Raw genomic sequence first — 18,231 nt, forward strand, 5'->3', positions numbered from 1 at the left:
ATACCACCCTCTGCTTTACCGAGATAAAGTGAACGTGCAGATTCGTAACCCGCTGGCAACCGTTCTATGGCACGATATTGAACGAATGTATGCTATGCGCCCGAGCCTTTCGGGCAGAGTGGGAGACAGTATGGTCAAGCTGTACGAGGATGGCGTCTACCTGCGTGGTGGCAGCGAGGTTGTGCCTGCGGCCGAGGCTGCCGAGCGCGGCATTACGCAGACACCTGAGGATGCCAAGCGCGGCACCATCGCGTATTCGATCCTTCAGGCACACAATACTTCCGGCGACCCCGTGGCACTCAAGATTCGTTTCGATGCCATGGCGAGCCACGACATCACCTTCGTCGGCATCATCCAGACGGCGCGCGCCTCGGGCATGGAGCAGTTCCCGCTGCCTTACGTGCTCACCAACTGCCATAACTCGCTGTGCGCCGTGGGCGGCACCATCAACGAGGACGACCACGTCTTTGGCCTTTCCGCAGCCAAGAAGTACGGCGGCATCTTCGTCCCGCCGCACATCGCCGTCATCCACTCCTTTATGCGCGAGAACTTCGCCGGTTGCGGCAAGATGATCCTGGGCTCCGACTCGCACACCCGCTACGGCGCCCTGGGTACCATGGCCGTGGGCGAGGGCGGCGGCGAGTTGGCAAAGCAGCTGCTGCGTGACACCTACGATGTTGCCTATCCCGGCGTTGTCGCCATCTACCTCACGGGCGCCCCGCGTCCCGGCGTCGGCCCGCACGATGTGGCGCTTGCCATCATCCGCGCCGTCTTTGCCAAGGGCTACGTTAAGAACAAGGTCATGGAGTTCGTGGGCCCCGGCATCGCGAGCATGACGACCGACTACCGCAACGGCGTCGATGTCATGACCACCGAGACCACCTGCCTGTCGAGCATCTGGGCCACCGACGAGGACACGCACGCGTTTTTGACCATGCACGGCCGCGGTGACGACTACCGCAAGCTCAAGCCCGCCGATGTCGCCTACTACGACGGCTGCGTCGAGGTCGACCTGTCGAGCATCAAGCCCATGATCGCGCTGCCGTTCCATCCTTCCAACGGCTTTGAGATCGACGAGCTCAACGAAAACCTCGAGGACATCCTGCACGAGGTGGAGCTCGAGGCCGCCAAGATCGGTGAGGGCAAGACGCACTTTAGCCTGCTCGACAAGATCGTCGACGGCAAGCTGCACGTGCAGCAGGGCGTTATCGCCGGCTGCTCGGGCGGCAACTACGACTCCGTGGTCCAGGCTGCCCGCGTGCTCAAGGGCGCCAACATCGGCTGCGGCGAGTTCTCGCTGTCGGTCTATCCCACGAGCCAGCCCGTGGCGCTCGAGCTTACACGCCGCGGCTACATCTACGACCTTATGGAGGCCGGCGCGATTGTGCGCACGGCATTCTGCGGCCCGTGCTTCGGTGCCGGCGACACGCCTGCCAACAACGGCCTGTCGATCCGACACACTACGCGCAACTTCCCCAACCGCGAGGGTTCCAAGCCGGGCAATGGCCAGCTGAGCGCCGTGGCCCTGATGGACGCTCGCTCCATTGCGGCGACGGCTGCCAACGGCGGCGTCCTGACGCCGGCGACCGACCTGCCCGAGGAGACCTGGGACGAGGCCTGCGAGTACACCTTTGACGACGCGCCGTACAAAAAGCGTGTGTACTGGGGCTTTGGCAAGGCGGAGCCTGCCGACGAGCTGGTCGAGGGTCCCAACATCAAGCCGTGGCCCGCGATGGAGCCCCTCGGCGACGATATCCTGCTCAAGGTGTGCTCCAAGATCATGGACCCGGTCACCACGACCGACGAGCTCATTCCCTCGGGCGAGACGAGCTCCTTCCGCTCCAACCCGCTGGGCCTGGCCGAGTTTACGCTCAGCCGCCGCGACCCGGCTTACGTGGGCCGCTCCAAGGAGGTCGACGCCGTGGAGAAGCGTCGCGTTGCCGGTGAGGCCGCGGGCGACCTGGCGGCGCTCGATGCCGAGCTTGCCAGTGTGTTTGAGGCGCTGGATGGCGTGGGTGTCGCGGCCGATGCCAAGGCGACCGAGTACGGCTCCATGATCTACGCTAAGAAGCCCGGCGACGGCTCTGCCCGCGAGCAGGCTGCGAGCTGCCAGCGCGTGATCGGCGGCCTGGCCAACATCGTCCACGAGTACGCCACCAAGCGTTATCGCTCTAACGTGATGAACTGGGGCATGGTGCCCTTCCAGATGGAGGCCGAGCCCAACTTTGAGGTGGGCGACTACGTCTTTGTGCCGGGTATCCGCGCCGCGCTCGACGGCGATCTGCAGAACATTGCCGCCTACGTAGTGCGTGCCGATGGTGCGGTCGAGCAGATTGAGCTCTATATTGCCGATATGACGGCCGAAGAGCGTGCCATCGTCAAGGCCGGCTGCCTGATCAACTACAACAAGTTCAAGGCCGCTGCCGAGTAACGCACTTAATGGTCCGCCCGGGGCTTACCCTTTCCCGCCCGCTCACGCGCTTCGCGAGGGTCGCGTTCGGGAAAGGGTAAGCCCCGGACTACATTTCTGCGTTCTCGTTGGGTCTTGAGGGACGCTAATAAATAGACTTGCTTGATGCCGCCTCTTTTATTGGGGCGGCATCTTTGTCGAAAACCACCACAATGGGGACAGGCACCTTTGTGGTGGTTCTGTTTGTCTCGATCTGTAACACCTTGGCTGTTAGAAGCGGGCCTGCTGTTACAGATTGAGATTTTCGGATAAGGCTCCGCGGTCAATCTCGATTTATAACGTCTAGGCCCCAATTTGCCGAGTAGTTGTTACAGATCGAGATAAACGTCCGCCGTCGATCATTTCATCTCGATCTGTAACACCTGGGACCGAAAAGGGCCGCTGGATGTGACAGATCGAGACAGTGGAGCGTCGGAGCCGAAAACCACCACGAAAGCCCCTTGCGGTGGTTTTTGAGGGGCCAAATGTTCCCGTTAGAGCCCAACGCGGGCTGTTGGCACCTTTAGTTGTTAGCGGCGGGATACGGCTGCATGATTAAATAGTTGAACTATTCTCACTAGATTCACTACTTTCACTATTTGCACTATTGATACTATAATCACGATAGCGACGACAGTAGGAAGGTGGGGACATTGAAGCGCACGATAATCAACCCGTTTAAGCCGACCGCTGGCGCTGAACCTCCGGTCCTTATCGGACGCGAGCGGGTTATTGATGATTTTAGGGACGGCATCGAAGAAGGCGTGGGTGCCCCCGGAAGGCTCATGCGCATTACCGGTCCGCGCGGGTCGGGCAAGACGGCCCTGCTGACAGAGCTCGGCGATATCGCGAAGTCGTATGGTTGGCATGTGGTCGACGTGACCGCGGCGGGCAGCATCGTTGACGCCGTCCAGCATGAGCTCGCGCGTACCTCAGGCAATACCGAGGTTCATTTGGAAGCAAGTCTTGGTGTGGTTAAAGCGGGCGTATCAAAGTCCTCTACCGGGCCTGAGACGCTACGGGGCGTCTTGACGAGCGTGGCGTCACAGGAAACGCAACATGGTGCCGGTCTGCTGGTGACAGTCGATGAAATACAGGATGCAGATGCTGATGATGTGCGGCTCATTGCGGCGGCCGTGCAGCACCTTATCCGCGAACGCAAGAATATCGCGTTTGTATTTGCTGGCTTGACCATGGGCGTAATGGACCTCATCAATGGCCGTGCCCTTACATTTCTACAACGGGCTAAGGCTGAAGAGCTCGCCTCAATTCCGCTATCGGATGTCTCGGATTCGATGGCTTCAACCGTGGAAGGTGCCGGATTGCACTTGAATGGAAAAGTGCTTGAGATGACGGCTTGCGCTACGAGGGGATATGCGTATCTTGTGCAGCTCGTGGGCTATCGCGTATTCGCGAATGCGCGCAAGCATGCCGACCGCGATGTGTCGATATCGCTCGAGGATGCCCGGAAGGGCATTGAAGAAGCGTATGGTGAGTTTGAGGGTTCCGTGCTCGACGTTGCCCTTGCCGATTTGCCGCTTCGTGCGATCGAGTACCTCATTGTCATGGCCAAACACGAGGGGAATGTGCCGACTAAAGAGATCGCGGCGGAGCTGTCCTTGCCTCCTGCGAGCCTGACAGCGACACGAAGGCAACTTATCAAGGCGCAGGTTATCGATGCGCCCTCGCGCGGCGTGGTGAGATTTTCGATTCCGCTGTTGCGCGAATATCTGCTTAAGAGCTCGAGCGAAATCCTATCAAGATATTGATATTTGTTGGATAGCTTGAAGGGGCCAAAAGCCAACGTCAGAGACTAAAAACGGCCTTCAACGCCGGCGATTGGTCCCTGCCAACCCAAAGAAGCCGCCGCAGGAATGGTTCCTGCGGCGGCTTCTTGCATCGTAAAGCGGATATGTCCGATTGCGATTAAATCGCAAGTCCTGCCTCGTAGCCCTCGCGCGAGGCGACGAGCGCGTTGCCGGCCTTGATGGCGCAGCCCACGACCTGCACGTTGTCGCAGTGCTTGCGCGCGGTCTCCTCGAGCGGGTTGTAGGCGCGGTAGCCAAGGCATTGAATCCCGTAGAGCCACCACAAAGGGGACAGGCACCTTTGCGGTGGTGGGGAGTGAGCTCGATGTCGGCGCGCGTGTTGAGCGACATCTCAATGAATGCCCCTACAGGACTCCGTCCAGGCCAGCGGGTTTAATCGTTTTGGGAATGCCGAGTTTGGATGACGCGCAATCGTCGACATTGTCTTTGATTCCATCTTTGGTGTAGACGGTGACCGTATAGGTGCTGTGCCCAAATTTGCTCTTATCGCGTATCGCCCAGGCCTGCCAATAGGCAGCTTTGCCTCGTCCTCTGATCTTTCCGATGCGGCGAAGTTCTGTTCGCTTTAATTCCTGGTTGTTTTCCATGGTTCGACCGGCCTCATCGGTGAGCCCGCACTGCCCAAGCAGCTTGTCGAGGACTTGGTTCATGTGGCGCTCATCGGTGTTTGGAGCATAGTCGTAAGCGAGGGTGATGGAGGCAAGGGGCTGGTCATCGATCAGATAGTTCATCGTTTGAGGTTCAAGGACGAAATGGGGAGAGCGTCCGTCGACCTGACCGAGCAGCGGTAACTTTGACTGCCATAATCCGGTGGGAATTCTATCTTCGTAGAACACACCGCGGCAAATAAAGGAGAGCGAGGTGGCACGTGAGCCGGCGCCGACCATCCCGCATAAATCGAAGGGCGAGGCGATACCAAGGGAAAAGGGCGTGACGACGATAAAGAAGATCATCACGATGGGTATGGCGAGCATGACAATGACGTTGCGACCGGTGGAATAAGACGACTTCATGTGTGATCCTTGAGACGAAGAACTGTCGAGAACGAGAGAAACGAATATACTTAGATTACATTTTGCTCTCAATACGAGCAGGAACAGCGGATATTGAGAGCGCGCTCGACACCGGTCGATGCCTGTGTCCCTTATGTGGCGTGGTCTATCTCAAAAAAACTGGTGGCTGGCGATGTCAATGGCGCATGTGGCGCAGATTTGCATTGCGAGGTGTTTTGCCGTGAGACGTTCTGCCCGTATCGGATTGATTGTTTTGGCGCTCGTGATCGCCGTGATTGGCGTGGGCGTTCTTGGCATGATATTTCTGCCTGCTGCGGTGACGGAACCGGTGGTTAAGCCCGTAACTCAATCTGTCGAACTCCTGACAGGAGACGATAAGCCCGAGACTATTACTGTTGATTTTGATGGCCAGCCGACTGCGCTGGGCATTAGCAACTATCCGCTCATTCAGCTTGGGGCCACGCGCTACACCATGGATGCGAGCCTGATCGACAAGGCGTCCGAGCTGCTCAAGGGCAAAGCCTTTAAGCGCTGGTACGGGTATGCGTCCTATCGAGTAAAGGCGAACGACATGGTCGGCGGGTGTCGCTCGTCCATCGAGTTAGACACCGCGAGCGGCGATAAGCTGTGCGATGTCTCGTACGATCCGGGTTACGAGGGCAACGAGGGTCCGGGCATCTACATCCTGGACGGTGATGCTGCCTATGTCATGGAGGGTGAACAGGTCGACCTCAACAATTTTATGGATCAGTGCATCCAAGACGCCTATGAACAGACCTGTTTGCCCGACCCGCAGACTGCGCGCGATAGTGGGTCTGCCCGTACATGGCTGTTCGAGGATGAGATGCCCTGGAACGCCGATTTGGGATGCACGGGCTCGGCAAAAGAGTAGAGGCCGCGACCACCGCAGGGGGCAGACACCTTTGCGGTGGTTTGGTTTGTCTCGATCTGTAACATCTTGGCCGCTAAAAATGGGCTTGGTGTTACAGATTTAGATTTTAGATTCGGGTGTCTTCTGTTCGTCTCGATTTGTAACAGATAGGGCTCTATTTGCCGAGTAGATGTTACAGATTGAGACAAACGGGCGCCGCTGGTCATTTCATCTCGATCTGTAACATCTGGAGCCATAAACAGTCGCTAGATGTTACAGATCGAGATAGTAAGGGGACGAGGCCGCAGCGGGTGAGCGTGCCTGCCCCTATCTCTCAATCACTCAGAAAATCTTATATATAGAGACTTAGATTTGTGTATAAGATCGTTCAAAGCTGGCAACAATACTTCTCGAACAACGTGAAGCCGCCCCGTAGGGCGGCCGCCCCAAGAGAGGTGATTCCATGAGAATCGATAAGCTAGCAATGACATCGCGCGAGGCGCTGCAGACCGCCATGAGCACGGCTGCCGATGCGCAGGCCGGCGCGGTGGAGCCGATTCACCTGCTGTCCGCCCTGCTCGGTGCCGGCGAGCGCAATATCTCCGTGATCATCGAGCGCATCGGTGCCGACCCGGCTCAGCTCGCACGCTCCACGCAGGATGCCATCGACCACGCGCCCAAGGTTTCGGGCGAGGGTCAGCAGATGGGCCTGTCAAACGAGCTCGCCCGCGTGATCGAGAAGGCCGAGAAAAAGGCCACCAAGATGGGCGACAGCTTTGTGGTGACCGAGCATCTGCTGATGGCACTTGCCGAGGACAAGGGCGAGGCGGGCCGCGTGCTGCGCGACGCCGGCGTGACCAAGGAGCGCATCGAGCAAGTCTACGAGGAGCTGCGCGGCGATGACCGCGTGACGTCTGCCGAGGACAAGACTCAGTTTGAGGCGTTGGAGCAGTACGGTCGCAACATCTGCGACCTCGCCCGCGCCGGCAAGCTCGACCCGGTCATCGGCCGTACCGACGAGATTCGCCGTACCATCCAGGTTCTGTCCCGCCGCACCAAGAACAACCCCGTGCTCATTGGCGAGCCGGGCGTCGGCAAGACGGCCATCGTCGAGGGCATCGCCCAGCGTATCGTGGCCGGCGACGTGCCGAGCACGCTGCGCGACCGCGACCTCATCGAGCTCGACATGAGCGCGCTGGTCGCCGGCGCCAAGTACCGTGGTGAGTTCGAGGACCGCTTAAAGGCCGTGCTCAAGGAGGTGCAGAAGTCCGAAGGCAAGGTCATCCTGTTCATCGATGAGCTCCACACCATCGTGGGCGCGGGTGCCACCGAGGGCTCCATGGACGCCGGCAACATCCTCAAGCCGGCGCTCGCCCGTGGCGACTTGCACGCGATCGGCGCGACTACGCTCGACGAGTACCGCAAGTACATCGAGAAGGACGCGGCGCTCGCCCGTCGTTTCCAGACCGTGATGGTCTCCGAGCCCACCGTCGAGGACACCATTTCTATCCTGCGTGGCCTCAAGGAGAAGTACGAGATCTTCCACGGCGTGCATATCACCGATAGCGCGCTCGTGGCCGCCGCCGACCTCTCCGATCGCTACATCGCCGACCGCTTCCTGCCCGACAAGGCCATCGACCTGGTCGATGAGGCGGCAAGCCGCCTGCGGATGGAGCTCGACAGCATGCCGGTCGAGATTGACGCCACCACGCGTCAGCTCACTCAGCTGCAGATCGAGGAGCAGGCGCTCATGAAGGAGACCGACGACGCCTCCAAGGAGCGTCTGGAGGCCCTGCGCCAAGAGATCGCCGAGGTCCAAGAAAAGCTCAACGTGCAAAAGGCAGGCTGGCTCAACCAGAAGAACGCCATCGACCACGTGCAGGAGCTCAAGGGTCAGCTCGACGAGGCCAAGAGCGAAGAGGAGCGCGCGACGCGCAGCGGCGACCTGGGCCGTGCGTCCGAGCTGCGCTACTCCGTGATTCCGGGTCTGCAGCAGCAGATTCAGGATTCCGAGGCCGCGCTCGAGGCGCAAAAGCAGCAGGACGGCGAGGGCCTCAACGAACAGGTGACCTCCGATGAGATCGCCGAGGTCGTGAGCGCCTGGACCGGCGTGCCCGTGTCCAAGATGATGCAGGGCGAGCTCGACAAGCTGAAGGGTCTGGAGGGCGAGCTGCATAAGCGCGTCATCGGCCAGGATGAGGCCGTCTCCGCTGTGGCCGCAGCCGTGCGCCGCAGCCGTGCGGGTCTCTCCGATCCGGACAAGCCCATCGGCAGTTTCTTCTTCCTGGGCCCCACCGGCGTGGGCAAGACCGAGCTCGCCAAGGCGCTGGCCGAGTGCCTGTTCGATGACGAGCGCGCGCTCGTGCGTATCGATATGTCCGAGTACATGGAGAAGTTCAGCGTCCAGCGTCTGATCGGTGCGCCCCCGGGATACGTGGGCTACGACGAGGGCGGCCAGCTCACCGAGGCCGTGCGCCGTCGTCCGTACTCCGTGATCTTGCTCGACGAGATGGAGAAGGCCCATCCGGATGTCTTCAACGTGCTGCTGCAGGTGCTCGACGACGGCCGTCTGACCGATGGCCAGGGTCGTCAGGTGTCCTTCAAGAACACGATTATCATCATGACGAGCAACGTGGGCTCCAAGGCCATCGCCGATCTGTCCGGTAAGGACGAGGAGGAGATGCGCCATCAGGTCGACGCGGCCATGGCTCAGACCTTCCGCCCCGAGTTCCTCAACCGTATCGATGACATCGTGGTGTTCCATCCGCTCGGTATGGCGCAGATCGAGAAGATCGTCGATATCCAGCTCGCCGACGTCCGCGCACGTCTGGCCAAGGAGCGCATGACGCTTGCCATCACCCCGGCGGCCAAGCAGCTGCTCGCCGTGGGCGGCTTGGACCCGGTCTTTGGTGCCCGCCCGCTCAAGCGTTTGGTGCAGCGCGAGGTTGTCGATGCCATCGCGGCGGCCATCATTGACGGCACGGTGCACGAAGGCGATCAGGTGACGGTCGATGTCGACAAGGACGGCGGCTTTACCGTCGTGTGCGACAACACGCCGTCTGCCACCTACGAGGTGCCTGAGGACAAGTAATCGGCGCGGGCGAGAATAATCGCTACGCAGCGAGAGGCGGCGAGTCGCGCCAAGCGGCCCGCCGCCTTTGTTTTGCGCGCCGTTTTCGACGTCGGATGCATTGTCGCTGCATGCCCCGAGTGCTTTTCGACGTTTGGGCGCGCGAAGACCCCTGAAATGGAGAAAAGTTGTGCTGTTCGACGACGCCGCGTGCGCCCCGATCTTCGACGGATTGACCGCTGCGCTAAAAGCCTCACCGCCCCTCACTCACTGGAATAATTCCAAAAAGTAGCCATGGCAACCCGCATGAAGTTAACCTTGTGTAACAATTAGCCATTACAGCTGGATGCTATGCCGCCGTTCCATCCAGCTGCCTTTCCGCGTGCAGGGAGAGCGGCTGAAAAGGAGCCATCGAGTATCATGGATGTCGATGAGGCAATGCTGGCCGTTCTCAAGAAGTCCCCGGTCTTTGCGGGCATAGATCCCGCCGAGCTGCCCGGCCTGCTGCGCGCCCTCGGCGCGTACACGCGCTCCTTCTCTAAGGGTGAGGCAGTCTTCCGCAGCGGCGATAAGCTCAAGGCCGTGCCTGTGGTGCTCAAGGGTCGCACCGAGGCGCGTATGCTGGGCAAGGACGGCTCGCGTCAGATCATCTCGCGCTTCGAGGTGGGAGATTCCTTTGCCGAGGCGGTTCCCTTGGCGGTGGGGACGGCACCCGTTGAGGCGATCGCCCTGCAGGACTCCGTCATCCTCTTCCTTCCCGCTGAAGGGCTCAAGGGCAACGGTGACGGTGCACAGCTGCGGCTGTACGCCAACGTGATGGGCGAGATGTCCAAGAAGGTCAAGACGCTCACGGCCAAGCTCGCGCTGCTCTCCGAGCCGCGCCTTCGCAAGCGCATCGCGCTGTACCTGCGGCGCCTGCCGGAGGACAAGGACGGTTACGTGATTATTCCCTATAGCCGCAAGGCCTTGGCGGAGTACCTGGCGGTGAACGATAAGGCGCTGCTGCGCGAGCTCCGTCGCATGATCGAGGAGGGCGTGCTCGAGGGCGAGGGCCGGCGCCTCAAGCTGACGAGCCGCGGAGACCTCTAGAAAGCAGCCCGAATAATCTCAAAAAAGTTAGCCAAAGGTAACCTTGGCAACCTTTTTTAAGTTTCTCTTATGAAACAATGCACGCCAAGAGATGAACAAAAGCATGCAGCGTTCAACTCCAAGCTTTACTGCAGTTCCCGATGAAGGGGGAGCACTATGAAGAAGGATTATTCGCGTCGAGATTTTCTGAAAGTGACGGGTGCTGCTGCGCTGGTCGTGGCGACGGCAGGTTGTGGCCTGGCGACGGAGCCCACGAGCGCGTTTGCCGATGCGAGCACAGATGACACGTACACGGTCACTGCGAACGTGTACGTTGATAAGGCAGACACGCCTATCGGAAGGAACGCCTATGTCACTAACAGCGGCAACCCTCCGCGCAATAAGCCTACGAGTCCCGTGTATAACAACGCGACACTTGTAATAAAAGACGGGAAAAAACTGCTGACGGTCCCCATCGTTAACGATACGTTTGGCATTTTATCTATCGCTGATACCTCGACGGATGGTGTTGTCTCGGTGGTCGGTACAACTGAAACGGCATGGAAGGCCCCGTTCCCATGGACCACACCTTATGCGAACCGGATCGCAACCATCACCTTTGATGTGACGAACTTTGCAGCGGGTACCTCGGTCGCAACGTTTTCCCCGTCGAAGGAGTTCGCGACGTTCCCGCTGTACAGGGGCGATAAAGCTTGGAACCTGCATCTTGTCGCAGATTTGAGTGCGGCACAGTAAGAGCTTTTGCACGAATCTTGGGGCGCAAAGCTAAAGGCCTCGGCTCAGCTTCGTTAGAGCCGGGGTCTTTTGGAGTAAGGGAGAAGAAATGGAAAACAGGGCTACGCGATTGCTCCGCTATGGTTTGAGGCAGGCGGTGATACTCGTTGCCGCCCTCTCGATGGTGGGCTCCCAGCTGCCGATGACGGCGTTTGCCGAGGTGGCCCAGGAGGCCCAGGTTGCCTCTGAGCGGGCAAATTCCGACCAAGGCGTCACGGTCACGGATTCTGAGGCTGCGGCTACCACCGATAATACCGATACTGATTTGTCGGAGAATCATCCGGATGCCGATGCGACGCAGCAAGTTCAGACGGACAAGCAAGAGGCCGATGAGAAAGCTGCTGCGGCAGAAGACGTTCCCTCGGCGGCGAAGGGGGAGCAGGAGAAGCAGGGTGCTTCGAGCGATGCGGAGAAAATGCAGGATTCCCAGTCTGCTGAGGAGGAGTCTGCAGCCGCCTCCCTCCTTGCCGCGTCTGATGAAATTGACCCCGAGTCCTCGCGCATCTACTCGTCCGTGGACAAGCTCGTGCCGGGAACGTATAGCGTTCTGGCGAACATCTCCATGCGTGACCCCATTCCCGGCATGAATCTACGGGCCTATGCCACAAATCCTCTTAATCCGGAAAGCATTAACGGTGCCAGCGGTATCCCCAATGTTCCCGTAAAGACCCGTAATGCCACACTTGTCGTTGCTGCGGACGGCACGGTAACCGTTGTCGTCACCCTGCCCAACCCGGTTTTCACCTTTCAGAAGCTTGGTACGAGCGATGGGGCGAAGATTACGAATGTAACCACGAAGCCAATCGAGAAGAAGGACAACGACGACGACTACAACAAGAAGGTTGCCGATGCAGGCATTACAACGCGCATCGAACACATCACCTTCCAATTGGACAATCTGAGCGGCACCTATCATTTGACCGGAAATACCGAGTACGCAACTACGCTCAATACATTCCTCAACAAGGATCTCGATTTGGACCTTGACCTCGCGAACGCCAAGAAGGAAGTTTCGGGTGATTTTGCGAAAACGTTCAGCGATCAAGCGACTGGCGTGAAGCTCGATGTAAAGGCCGGTGCGAGCTCGTCGGCGATAAATGAGCTGTCCGAGGCGACCCTTTCCGTCGCGTCGGTTACCAGCGGTCACGCATATGAAGCACTGAAGGTCTCTCTCGGTCAGAAGTATAAGACGGTTCCCGATTATGCGCTCTATACCATCGATTTGATGGCACAGGGGGCCGCCATCGTACCAGATGACGCTATGGCCTTGACGTTGAAGCTGTCCAAGCAGCCTGCCGGATCCAAGGTGTTCCGTTTCGCCGGAAACAAATTGGAGGAAGTTGGCTCCGTTGCCGCTGACGGCACCCTGAGCGCCCCGGTTTCCGGTCTGGGTTCCTTTGTGATTGCGACTCCCAAGGACGAGGCAAATACGGGTGAGTGGGCCTGGACTTGGGATAGCCTGGACGCGGCCTCGGGTATCGGCATCTCGTACGAGACCGATGGAACGCTTGATGGTCCTTTTACGGATCTGGGTACGCCCGAAGAGAGCGTTGAGATTATGAAGTGGTACTCAGGATATTTCAAGTTGAACACAAAGATATTGAACGACAGGGGATATACCGATCAGGTGCAATCTCTGGTGTCGAGTGAGTCTTCGTTTTCCTCGCCACAGGTGAAGGGTCTGTATAGTGCAGGGCTAACGATACCCGACTTTGTTCCCAATGCTAATCTCTTCGATCCCGCGGGCAAATTCACTTTCTCTGATGAGCACATTGTGTTTGCCATGACGGTGCCCGCCTCCCAGGGAAGCGAGTTCTACCTGATAACGGGCACCAAAGGCTCGGGTGCCACCAAAGCAATCAAGCTCAAGGCATCGGTGGCGGACGGCAAGGCGTACGTTCGCCTGACAAAGGAGAATACCGGCACTGGCAACGTAACGAACTACCTGTTCAACTCCGCGTTGGATCTTGACGGAGGGACGATGCAGCCTGCCAGTGACGATACCCCCTGGGGCTACATTGCCGTGGTCAACGACGCTCCCAAACAGGTTGTCCAGCCGACGGCGGTGAAGGATCTCGTCTACACCGGAAAGGCCCAGATCGGCGTGACCGCGGGCGAGGGCTATACCGTTGGTGGCGTGGCTTCGTCAACCAACGCGGGAAGCTACAAAGCTATCGTTACCCTCAAGGACGGCTACGTCTGGAAGGATGGCACGAACAACCCCGTGATTATCGACTGGTCCATTGCTAAAGCCCCGCTTACGGCAGCCTTCAAGAACACGACGCTCAATGTGGGTGATGAGCTCAGTACCGGCCTTATGGATATTACGGGGTTTGTGAACGGCGAATCAATTATCTCGGTGAAACTGGCAGATACAACGTTCACCTTGCCAACGATGTCGGGTGGCGATACGTCGCAGGTGGGTACGTATACCGTGACCCCGACGGGCGGTACTGCTAAGAACTATGAGTTTGTGGGCGTACCGGGAGTGTTGACGGTCAAGAAGCCCGCAGCTTCCAAGGAACTCGCCCCCGGTACTTACCGGATTACCGCCAACCTCTCCATGCCGGGCAAGTACAACCCGTTGTTGCCAGGCACCACGGTGTATCCGACGAATCCGAATAACCCATTTGGACCCGTGATCGATTACAACGATCAAGCCGAGGTGTCGAACGATATTCCAATGACCCCTGTTTCCATGAATGCGACGCTCGTGGTGGCGAAAGATGGGACGCGCACGCTTGTCCTACCTGTTAAGAATCCCGTGTTCACGCTGCAGGAACTTGGTACGTCAAGCGAGCTCAAGGATATTTCGGTCACGCGCGTGCCGCCCAAGGATCCAGCAAACTGGAAATACGGGAAGTACGAAACACGGATCAGTCAGCTGACGATTAAGCTGACTGACGACTTGACAAGTGGGACGAAGGCATACTTCTTCAAGGGCTCAAAGATGTACGCAGTGCCCCTAGACCAGGATATTCAGCCGGCGGGTGATGTCGCCCTGCAGCTTGATGTTGCCTATAGCTCCGCCAAGAAGGTTTCTGACAGCACGACGGTTCCCGGCGGTAACGGCGGTTCCACGAACCCCGGAGGCAACGGGGGAGGGTCGGATCATAACAACTCCGGCAACGCCGGTGGTAACCAGAACAACAATCAAGGCAACCAGGGCAACTCGAACAACGGGGGCTCCACGGGCGGTGGCGGCACGGCGACCGGGCACCTTAAGGAGGGCACCTACACCGTGACGGCGAACATCTACGTGAGCCGTGCGAGCTCGGGTCTGCCGCTCTCGCCGCACATCACGAGCGGCGTGTTCCCGCCCAAGGACCCGGTCACCAACAACGCCACGCTCAAGGTGGATGCCAACGGCCGCGCTGTGCTCTACCTGCCCATCAAGATCCAGTCGCGCATCATGACGGTGCAGAGCGTGAACGGGCTGAACGTCATCTCGAGCACAGGTGGCAACGCGCTCACCAGCGTGACCATCGACCTCGGCGTGCTTGAGAACCCCGGCTCCACCATCAAGAAGGGCTGCTCGGTGACCATCGCCATGGGCTCACTCGCCTCGACCATCTCGGGCATCACCGGCCAGCACACCTGGGACGCCACCTTCGAGCTGAACCTCTCGGGGCTGCCGAGCTCCGGTGGTGGCTCGGTCCCGGCCGGCCTGCTCTCCAAGCTGCAGAACGCCGATTCCAACGTGACGGGCGTCACGACCAAGGAGGCCGAGCAGGCCGCCCTCGAGGCGCTCGAAGCCGAGGCGGCGGCTGCCGGCGAGGACGGCAAGAACAGTCCCGTGCAGAAACTTGCGGGCAAGAGCAGTGGCGAGAAGGCGCTCGAGACCAACCCGGTTGCCTTTGCGGCCGGCGTGGTGTTTGCCGGTGCGCTGGTTGGCGGCGGCTGCGTGTGCGGCGTGAACGCCTATCGCCGCCGCAAGCACGAGGCAGAGCAGAGCAGTCGCACGGCCGAGAAGACCGAGGCTTAGTCACCGCACGGCATGCAGGCGGGGCGGACGGGATGCTGGTCCCGTTCGCCCCTTTCAAACGTATTGGGGAGACGCATCCATGAACATCACTACCGATCTTTCGCGCCGTAGCTTTCTGGCGCTTGGCGGTTCTGCCCTCACGGTTCTGGCTGGCCTGGGCCTCGCCGGCTGCTCGGGCGGCTCGTCTACCGGCTCCGGTTCCGCTGCTGCCGGCTCGTCGCCCGCAGGCGTGACCTTCAAGTCTAAGACCGAGGATCGCGAGCTCAAGGGCTCGGCCGACGCCACCAAGGTGCGCGTGGGCCTCATCATGGGCCCGCCCTCCATGGGACTCTCGCAGTTCCTGCTGGCGGCTAAGAACAACAAGACCTTCAACGACTTCTCCTTCGAGCTGAACGGCGTGGACTACGTGGGCCTCTCGGCCAAGTTCAACCAAGGGGACTACAACATCTGCACCCTGCCCAGCAACATCGGCCCCATCCTCTTCAACAACGACGAGCTCAAGAACGACTACCAAGTCATTTCCATTGACAACCTGGGCGTGCTCTACGTGATGACCACCGATTCCTCCATCAAGACGCTCGACGACCTCAAGGGCAAGCAGGTGCTCGCCTACGGCCAGGGCGGCACGCCGGAGTACACCATCGAGGCGCTGCTCAAGAAGACAGGGCATGCTGGCGACTTCAACATCGTGTTCAAGAGCACGCCATTCGAGATCCTGAACCTCATTCAAGATCAGCCGAACGCCATCGCCATTCTGCCGCAGCCCTTCGTGGCGCTCGCCGAGACCATGGTGGACAAGCTCTACGTGCCCATCTCCATCACGGACGAGTGGAACAAGGCGTTCAAGAAGGAGGGATCGATGGCTGTTACCACCACGACTATCGTGAACAAGAAGTTCGCCGAGGAGCACGAGCAGGCCGTGGTGGAGTACCTGCAGATGGCGGGCAAGAGCGTGGAGTGGTCGCTCAAGAACATGAAGGCCGCCTCGCAGCTGCAGGAGGAGTTGGGGACCTTCCTCAACAACCAGGTTTCGCTTGCGGCTATGCCGCACATCGAGATGGTGAGCCTCACGGGCGAGCGTATGCGCACGGCGCTCTCCGGGTTCGTGAAGTGCCTCTACGACGCCAACCCCGATAGCGTGGGCGGCAAGATTCCCGGTGACGGCTTCTACTACCTGCCGCCCCAGGGGTATCTGGACGATTCGAACACGAGCGTCTCGGGCGAGGACGTGCCCACCGACGGCAGCGCGAGCGGGGACCTGCAGTGAGTGCCCAGGAGAGGGGTGCCGGCAAGGCAGGTGCCGTGGACGCGGGCATACCGGCGTCTGCGGCGGACGATGCCGCGCGCGGCGAGGCTTGGGCCGAGGCGGCGGGCGCTCCCGGGCGCGTTCTCACCCCGGCGCAGATCCACGACATGATGGGCGTGGACGAGGCGCGCGCCGCGCAGATGATCCAGATGATGCGTCAGAACGGCTTGCCCGACGACCAGATGGCGTTCATGGTGCGCACCGCCGCGGGCAAGGGCGCCACGCCGGACAGAATCCTCGCGGTGATGCGGACCTTCGGGGCCGCGGACGAACGGGCTATCGGCGTGATGCGCACCTCCGGCGTGCTGGGTGACGAGGAGGCCAACGCCTTCCTCACGGGTGTGCGTGCGCTCGCCGTGGCGGCCACGGGCGCCGCGGATGACGAGGGCGCCGCTGCCGTCGCGCGGCGCGAGAAGTGCCTCGGCCTCCTCAAGCGGGCGGGCATCATCCTGTTCTGGTTCGCGGTGTGGGAGGTCGCCGACCGCCTCATTGGCAACCGCCTGGTGCTCGCCGGGCCCATCCGCACGCTCGAGGCGCTGGCCGCCCAAGTGGCGAAGCCCAACTTCTGGGTGATCAGCCTAGCGTCCACGGCGCGCATCGCCGTCGGCTTCCTCATGAGCTTCACGGCGGGCGTGCTGCTGGCGCTCGTGGCGTACCGCATGCGCATCGTGCGCGACTTCGTGGACCCCATTATCTCGCTGCTGCGGACGCTGCCCATCGTGAGCTTTATCATCATGCTGCTCATCTGGGTGGGGCCGCAGAACCTCACCATGTTCCTGGCGTTCTTCATCGTGCTGCCGCTCATCTACACCAACGTGCTCTCGGGCTTTGAGAGCGTGGATCCCCAGATGCTCGAGATGGCGCGGGTGTTCCGCCTCTCGCCGTGGCGCACGTTCATGTACGTGTACCGGCCCGCGGTGATGCCGTTTCTGGCTTCGAGCTGCAAGATCAGCCTGGGCATGAGCTGGAAGAGCGGCATCATGGCCGAGGTACTCGCCATGCCCGATCCGTCGATCGGCAAGCAGATGAACACGGCGCGCACCTTCTTGAACACGCCGGACCTCTTTGCCTGGACCGTGGTGGTGATGATCCTCTCGCTCGCGTTCGAGAAGCTGTTCATGCAGCTGGTGAAGCTTGCGGCGCGGCCGTGGGGCGGACCGTTGGGACGCGTCGGCACCGCGAAGGGCGGTGAGTGACGTGGAGTCGGTGGAAGACGTTCGCATCGAGGGGCTCCGTAAGAGCTTCGACGACCTGGACGTACTGCACGGCGTGACCTTCACCCTAAGCGCGGGTGGCGTCTACTGCCTCATGGCGCCCTCGGGCAGCGGTAAGACAACGCTCTTTAAGGTGCTGCTGGGGCTCGACGCGGCGGATGCCGGCGTCGTGACGGGTATCGCGCCCGGGCAGATCGCGGCGATGTTTCAGGAGGAGCGCCTCTGCGAGGCGTTGACGCCCGTGGAGAACGTGCTGCTCGTGTGCCCGCGCGGGACGCGTCGGGCGCGGGTGCGTTCGCTGCTCTCGCGGATCCTGCCCAAGGACTCGCTCGACCGGCCCGTCTCGCAGCTCTCGGGTGGCATGCGGCGACGCGTGTCGCTCGCCCGCGCGGTGGCGTATCCCTCGCGGATGCTGCTGCTCGACGAGCCCTTCACCGGCCTCGACGCCGTGACCAAGGGGCGCGTCATCGAGTTTTTGCTGTCGGGGCGGCGCGGGCGCACGATGCTCGTCTCGACCCATGCCGAGGGCGATGTGGCGCTGCTGGGCGGGGAGAAGATCGAGCTCGACCGCGTGCAGGACTAGAGGATTGACCACGGCGCCGCTGCGGGACCACTCCCGCTTGCGCCGAAC

12 protein-coding genes are annotated in these 18,231 nt (G+C 60.4%); 10 read left to right on the plus strand and 2 right to left on the minus strand.

The window, feature by feature from the left end; all coding sequences use genetic code 11:
• Window positions 1–130: 130 nt before the first annotated feature.
• Window positions 131–2,431, plus strand: a complete 2,301-nt coding sequence (locus tag SFLMC1_RS10350) for a hydratase (protein ID WP_152074187.1) — start codon at window positions 131–133, stop codon at window positions 2,429–2,431.
• Window positions 2,432–3,102: 671 nt separating this feature from the next.
• Window positions 3,103–4,218 (plus strand): ATP-binding protein, encoded by a 1,116-nt coding sequence (locus SFLMC1_RS10355; RefSeq protein WP_187323954.1) that lies wholly within the window; start codon window positions 3,103–3,105, stop codon window positions 4,216–4,218.
• A 157-nt stretch (window positions 4,219–4,375) separates the two neighbouring features.
• Here the strand turns inward: SFLMC1_RS10355 and SFLMC1_RS10360 are convergent, their stop codons facing one another.
• Together SFLMC1_RS10360 and SFLMC1_RS10365 are read right to left on the minus strand one after the other, a co-directional pair.
• Complete coding sequence (locus SFLMC1_RS10360) at window positions 4,376–4,543, minus strand: hypothetical protein (RefSeq protein ID WP_187323955.1); 168 nt, start codon at window positions 4,541–4,543, stop codon at window positions 4,376–4,378.
• 79 nt (window positions 4,544–4,622) lie between these two features.
• Window positions 4,623–5,291: a hypothetical protein gene (locus SFLMC1_RS10365; RefSeq protein WP_152074185.1), complete on the minus strand. Its 669-nt coding sequence runs from the start codon at window positions 5,289–5,291 to the stop codon at window positions 4,623–4,625.
• A gap of 220 nt (window positions 5,292–5,511) precedes the next feature.
• Here SFLMC1_RS10365 and SFLMC1_RS10370 point away from each other — a divergent pair, with 220 nt between their 5' ends.
• The 8 genes from SFLMC1_RS10370 to SFLMC1_RS10405 all read left to right on the plus strand — a co-directional run bounded on the left by SFLMC1_RS10370 (window position 5,512) and on the right by SFLMC1_RS10405 (window position 18,183).
• The gene (locus SFLMC1_RS10370) at window positions 5,512–6,183 is read left to right on the plus strand and encodes a hypothetical protein (RefSeq protein WP_152074184.1); all 672 of its coding nucleotides are present in this window, start codon (window positions 5,512–5,514) and stop codon (window positions 6,181–6,183) included.
• Window positions 6,184–6,625: 442 nt separating this feature from the next.
• Entirely contained in the window at window positions 6,626–9,253 is a 2,628-nt protein-coding gene (clpB, locus tag SFLMC1_RS10375) for an ATP-dependent chaperone ClpB (protein WP_152074183.1), read from the plus strand.
• Window positions 9,254–9,652: 399 nt separating this feature from the next.
• Window positions 9,653–10,321 (plus strand): Crp/Fnr family transcriptional regulator, encoded by a 669-nt coding sequence (locus tag SFLMC1_RS10380; RefSeq protein WP_187323956.1) that lies wholly within the window; start codon window positions 9,653–9,655, stop codon window positions 10,319–10,321.
• 156 nt (window positions 10,322–10,477) lie between these two features.
• On the plus strand, window positions 10,478–11,056 hold the full coding sequence (locus tag SFLMC1_RS10385; protein WP_152074181.1) for a twin-arginine translocation signal domain-containing protein: 579 nt from the start codon (window positions 10,478–10,480) through the stop codon (window positions 11,054–11,056).
• Between the two features lie 88 nt (window positions 11,057–11,144).
• Window positions 11,145–15,080 (plus strand): MBG domain-containing protein, encoded by a 3,936-nt coding sequence (locus SFLMC1_RS10390; protein WP_152074180.1) that lies wholly within the window; start codon window positions 11,145–11,147, stop codon window positions 15,078–15,080.
• 79 nt (window positions 15,081–15,159) lie between these two features.
• Window positions 15,160–16,347, plus strand: coding sequence for an ABC transporter substrate-binding protein (locus SFLMC1_RS10395; RefSeq protein WP_187323957.1), 1,188 nt, complete (start codon window positions 15,160–15,162; stop codon window positions 16,345–16,347).
• Between the two features lie 35 nt (window positions 16,348–16,382).
• Window positions 16,383–17,582: an ABC transporter permease gene (locus tag SFLMC1_RS10400; RefSeq protein WP_222838071.1), complete on the plus strand. Its 1,200-nt coding sequence runs from the start codon at window positions 16,383–16,385 to the stop codon at window positions 17,580–17,582.
• Window positions 17,575–18,183, plus strand: coding sequence for an ATP-binding cassette domain-containing protein (locus tag SFLMC1_RS10405; protein ID WP_222838072.1), 609 nt, complete (start codon window positions 17,575–17,577; stop codon window positions 18,181–18,183). Before SFLMC1_RS10400 ends, SFLMC1_RS10405 begins: the two co-directional genes overlap by 8 nt.
• Window positions 18,184–18,231 lie beyond the last annotated feature (48 nt).

It is taken from the genome of Collinsella aerofaciens (genome assembly GCF_901212495.1).
Classification (GTDB): Bacteria; Actinomycetota; Coriobacteriia; order Coriobacteriales; family Coriobacteriaceae; genus Collinsella; species Collinsella aerofaciens_H.